The organism is Sphingobacteriales bacterium (assembly GCA_012517435.1).
In the GTDB taxonomy this organism is placed as follows: Bacteria; Bacteroidota; Bacteroidia; order CAILMK01; family JAAYUY01; genus JAAYUY01.
In genome coordinates this window covers 1-4,993 of sequence record JAAYUY010000245.1, presented here as the reverse complement: position 1 = coordinate 4,993, position 4,993 = coordinate 1, and the positions used below count along the sequence as shown (strand labels likewise).

Sequence of the window (4,993 nt, the reverse complement as noted above, 5' to 3'; positions counted from 1 at the left end):
TATCTGCAGGCTACTACCGGAAAATTCAGAACCTATATCCTTTGCAAGGATATTGACAACGTAACCTATATTCAGGAACTTCAATTTGAAAAAGAAAACTGATAAAATTGAATCCTCCGTTTATTTCTCCTGAAAAATTTCAGCATTATCTCCATCAGTTTATTCAATTGTCTTTAAATGAAGATATTGGTGACGGAGATCATACGACCCTCTCCACCATCCATAAAGACCAATGCGGAACAGCGAGGCTGATGGTAAAAGACCATGGCTGGATATGCGGAATTGCAATAGCTGAACAGGTTTTTCATTTCTATGACAAAAGCCTGATTTTTACTCCCTTTAAGCAAGACGGAGAAGAAGTCGTGCATGGAGAATTTGCTTTCAGCGTCAGCGGGCATGTAGCCTCCATCCTGACCACCGAGCGTCTTGTGCTGAACATCATGCAAAGGCTGAGCGGTATCACCACCAAAACAAGAATGCTTACCCGCATGATTGAACCTTTCGGAACCCGACTCCTTGACACGCGAAAGACCACACCCGGAATGAGATTGCTCGAAAAATGGGCAGTTTTTACCGGAGGAGGCGTCAATCACCGGATTGGCCTGTACGACATGATTCTTATCAAAGACAACCATATTGATGCGGCTGGAAGCATCACAAATGCTGTTGTGAAAACACAGGAATACCTGAAAAAGAAAGCTTTGGACCTGGAGATTGAAGTGGAAGCCCGTACCCTGGATGATGTCAGGGAAATACTTGGTTTACAAGGCATTAGACGGGTTTTACTCGATAATTTTGACACAGAAACACTGGCAAGGGCTGTCAGTCTGATTGACCACCGTCTGGAAACCGAAGCTTCCGGAAGTATTAATGAGACCAACATTGTGGAATATGCAAAAACAGGAGTGGATTACATTTCCTCCGGATCGCTGACCCATACCGTCAGACCTCTCGACCTGAGCCTGAAAATTGTTAAGGAATAAATTAGGTTATGATAATCAGAAACTATATCCTGCTCATTTTCATTTCGGTATTCATGCTGAACGGCTGCAGACTTATGTCGCAGCCTGAAAAAGTATTTACAGGAACAAAAAATAAAAGAGCCTCCGACCTGTACAACCAATCGGCAGTGCTGATGATGGAAGGTAGAAATGCCGAAGCCGAACAATTGCTCATCAAAGCCATTAAAGAGGATTCAAACTATGTGGACGCCTACCTTCGTTTATCCAGTATTTACTACAAGCAGGGTAATACCGACCTCGAACGCAAGCAATACGAAAAAGTGTTGCAGATTCAACCCAAACTTGATGGGGTTTATTTCAACTATGCCCACCTGCTGATGCGGGTAAAGGAATATCAGAAATCCATTGAGTATTTCAAGCGTTTTCTTCAGTTTGAAAACATCAGCGACAATTTTTATAAAAAAGCCCTTCAGAATATCAGAATCTGCGAGTATCGCGACTCTATGATCAAACACCCCGTTCCTTTCAATCCTGTCAACCTTGGCAGTGGGATTAACAGCGAACTCGATGAATACTGGCCTGCCATGACAGCTGATGAACAGTATTTGTTTTTTACACGCAAGCTCGATCAATATCCGGAAGCAAAACTGGATTATTACCGCTACAATGAGGACATTTTTTACAGCACAAATATTAATAATGTATGGCAACCCGCCATCAAACTCCCGCCCTGGCTGAATGAAGTGGATAAAAATGAAGGCGCTATTACCATTTCCCCTGACGGAAAATATTTGTTATTTACGATTTGCAGCGATGAAAAAGATTTTGGCTATGGGATATGCGACATTTACATCTCAGAATTTATTAATAATGAATGGCAACCGGCAAAAAACCTGGGGCCCCCGATCAACACCTCTGCCAAAGAAACCCAGCCTTCCATATCTTTTGACGGTAAAACGATTTATTTCTCCAGCAACAGGGGCGGAACGCTCGGAAAACTTGATTTATGGAAAAGCACCCGGAATGAAGACGGTTCATGGAGTGTCCCTGAAAACCTCGGTCCTGAGGTGAACGGCCCTGAAAATGAACAATCTCCCTTTATTCACCCCGACAATCAAACGCTTTATTTTTCATCAGAATCGAGGCTCGGAATGGGTGCTTCCGATTTGTATGTGGCCACACTGAAAAATGACGGGAAGTTTGGTAATGTCAGAAACCTGGGTTATCCCATCAACAGCGAAAAAGATGAAATAAGCCTGTTTGTCAGTGCCATGGGCGACAAAGCCCTCTTTGCCTCCCGCAGAGAAGGCGGAAATGGCGGCCTTGATATTTATTCCTTCTCCATACCTGCCCACCTCAGGCCAAAACCCGTGTGTTATCTCAAAGGCATTGTTTATGATAAAGAAACCCGGAACCCACTGGGCGCTGCCTTCGAGCTGATTGACCTTGAGACGGGAAAAACTATTATCAAATCAACATCTGACGGAAAAACAGGAAAATTTCTCATTGCCATACCTGCCGGAAAAAACTACCTGATCAATGCTTCCCGGCAAGGCTATCTCTTTTATTCAGATAATCTTTCCTCAAAAGGGCTACAATCATCTGCCTTTGAAAAACGTATTCCCATGACTCCGCTCAAGGCAGGAGAATCGGTCGTTCTGAACAACATTTTCTTCGATTTCGACAAAGCCACTTTAAAACCTGAATCTTACGTTGAATTAAATAAAGTCATTGATTTTCTCAACTTTCACACTACAGCCAAAGTCGAAATCAGCGGACACACCGACAATTACGGAGATGATGCTTACAACCAGAAATTGTCTGAAAACAGGGCAAAAGCGGTATATGATTATCTGGTGAATACCGGAAAAATCAACCCTTCACGTCTTTCCTATAAAGGATACGGGGAAACAAAACCCATAGGACCCAATGACACCGAAGAAGGCAGGGCAAAAAACAGACGAACGGAATTGAAAGTCATATCTATCTGAATTTCATTTTTTTACTACCCTTGTAATATTATTTTTCAGCCCGGAAAATTTCATCCGCCTGATGGCTGAATGGCTGAATATTTCGTTGAAGCTTTTTTCATCCAGCGAAAGCCAGTCCTGATCATTTGCCTGATGTATAAAAGGAAGGATGCGGAAGTTTTTTTCAGTAGCAGGCAAAACGTCTTTGTTCCATGGGCAAACCTCCTGACAAATGTCGCAACCGTAAATCCAGCCGCAGGTAGTAAAACCTTCCGGCCAATCTCCTTTGTTTTCAATAGTATGGTATGAAATACACTTACGGGGGTCAATCATATAAGGGTCAAGTGCCCGCGTGGGACAGGATTCGAGACAAAGGGTACACTTGCCACATTTATCTGTCATGATCTCAGGAACAACCGGTAAATCCAGATTTGTCATCAGCAAACCAATGAAAAAGAAAGAGCCGAGACGGGGATGTAATACCAGTGAATTTTTTCCCCTCCATCCCAGTCCTGCCCTGATAGCCCATGCTTTTTCAAGTACAGTACCGGAATCGCAAAATACTTTTGTAACGGCTCCCTTGTTTTTTTCCCTGATAAAATCACTGAGCTGATTCAGTTTTTCTTTAATAACTATATGATAATCATTTCCATAAGCATAAGCCGATATTTTCAGGCTGCATTCAGGATTTTGTCTTTCAGCCGGCTGATAGCTTAGCAGGCATACGATGATGCTTTGTACCTCAGGAAAATCAACGGCAGGGTCAGGTAGTTTTTCCCTGTTTCTCAGCAGATAATCCATCCCTGCCTGCCTACCTTCTGAAAGGTATTTCTGCAAATGAACCGCTTCATCCTCCAGTTTTCCGGCACGGGCAAAACCGACAGCATTAAACCCAAGTTCTCTGGCTTTTTCTTCTATTTCTTCCCTGAAACTGATTTCCATCTTAACTTCAGAAATCAAAGAGAGAAGGAGAAAAGCCACCTGGTTTAATACCAAGGTGTTTATAACATTTTATCGTAGCTTCGCGTCCGCGAGGTGTGCGTTTAAGGTATCCTTCCTTGATCAGGTAAGGCTCATAAACCTCTTCGATGGTATCGGGCTCCTCACTCACTGCCGTGGCAATGGTGTTGAGGCCAACCGGTCCTCCATTGAACTTTTCAATGATGGCATGCAATATTTTATTATCCATCTCATCCAGTCCGTTTTCATCAACATTCAGCGCATTCAGGCCATAGCGGGTGATGTCGATGCCTACTTTTCCATCGGCCTTAATCTGGGCAAAATCACGGACACGCCTGAGCAAAGCGTTGGCTATACGTGGAGTTCCACGGCTCCTGCGGGCTATTTCAAATGCCGCATCATCTTCGATTTCCACCTTCAGAATCTGGGCACTCCGCCTGACAATCATGGTCAGCTCCTCGGCAGTATAATATTCCAGACGGGCATTAATGCCAAACCTCGCCCGCAAAGGTGAGGTCAGCAATCCACTCCGGGTGGTAGCACCGACAAGGGTAAAAGGATTGAGCTTCAGTTCAATCGAACGTGCATTAGGCCCCTGATCAATCAGAATATCAATCTTAAAATCTTCCATGGCCGAATACAGATATTCCTCCACAAGGGGGTTCAGGCGGTGAATTTCATCAATAAACAAGATATCACCGCTTTCGAGGTTGGTCAGCAGTCCGGCCAGATTAGCAGGTTTATCGAGCACAGGCCCCGAAGTGGTTTTGATGCCCACATCCATTTCGTTCGACAAAATATAGGCAAGGGTGGTTTTACCCAGTCCGGGAGGTCCATGAAGCAGGACATGGTCGAGCGAATCGCCACGCTGACGTGCTGCCTTGACAAACACTATCAGATTACTCAACAATTGCTGCTGACCAACAAAATCATTGAAAATCTTAGGACGTAACTCCTTTTCAAACTCCTTTTCGTAAGCAGCCAGCGCATCAAACGGACGTTTTATTTCTTCCTTGTCAGCCAATATTTTGTCATTATTTTGCCTGCAAATTTCTGAAAAAAAATGCGGTTGTAAATTTAAATTGCTATGTATATTTGATT

General features: G+C 43.7%; 4 protein-coding genes. 2 read left to right on the top strand and 2 right to left on the bottom strand.

The window, feature by feature from the left end; genetic code table 11:
• Window positions 1-107 precede the first annotated feature (107 nt).
• Window positions 108-983: a carboxylating nicotinate-nucleotide diphosphorylase gene (nadC, locus tag GX437_13425; protein ID NLJ08655.1), complete on the top strand. Its 876-nt coding sequence runs from the start codon at window positions 108-110 to the stop codon at window positions 981-983.
• 8 nt (window positions 984-991) lie between these two features.
• The gene (locus tag GX437_13420; protein NLJ08654.1) at window positions 992-2,953 is read left to right on the top strand and encodes an OmpA family protein; all 1,962 of its coding nucleotides are present in this window, start codon (window positions 992-994) and stop codon (window positions 2,951-2,953) included.
• Window positions 2,954-2,956: 3 nt separating this feature from the next.
• Here the strand turns inward: GX437_13420 and queG are convergent, their stop codons facing one another.
• Both queG and ruvB read right to left on the bottom strand, forming a co-directional pair.
• Window positions 2,957-3,874, bottom strand: a complete 918-nt coding sequence (queG, locus tag GX437_13415) for a tRNA epoxyqueuosine(34) reductase QueG (GenBank protein NLJ08653.1) — start codon at window positions 3,872-3,874, stop codon at window positions 2,957-2,959.
• 7 nt (window positions 3,875-3,881) lie between these two features.
• Complete coding sequence (gene ruvB, locus GX437_13410) at window positions 3,882-4,916, bottom strand: Holliday junction branch migration DNA helicase RuvB (GenBank protein ID NLJ08652.1); 1,035 nt, start codon at window positions 4,914-4,916, stop codon at window positions 3,882-3,884.
• Between the last annotated feature and the right edge of the window lie 77 nt (window positions 4,917-4,993).

Bases quoted from the DNA above. Each gene is read 5' to 3' on its own strand.
- queG (NLJ08653.1), bottom strand. From the start codon at position 3,874: ATGGAAATCAGTTTCAGGGAAGAAATAGAAGAAAAAGCCAGAGAACTT.
- GX437_13420 (NLJ08654.1), top strand. From the start codon at position 992: ATGATAATCAGAAACTATATCCTGCTCATTTTCATTTCGGTATTCATG.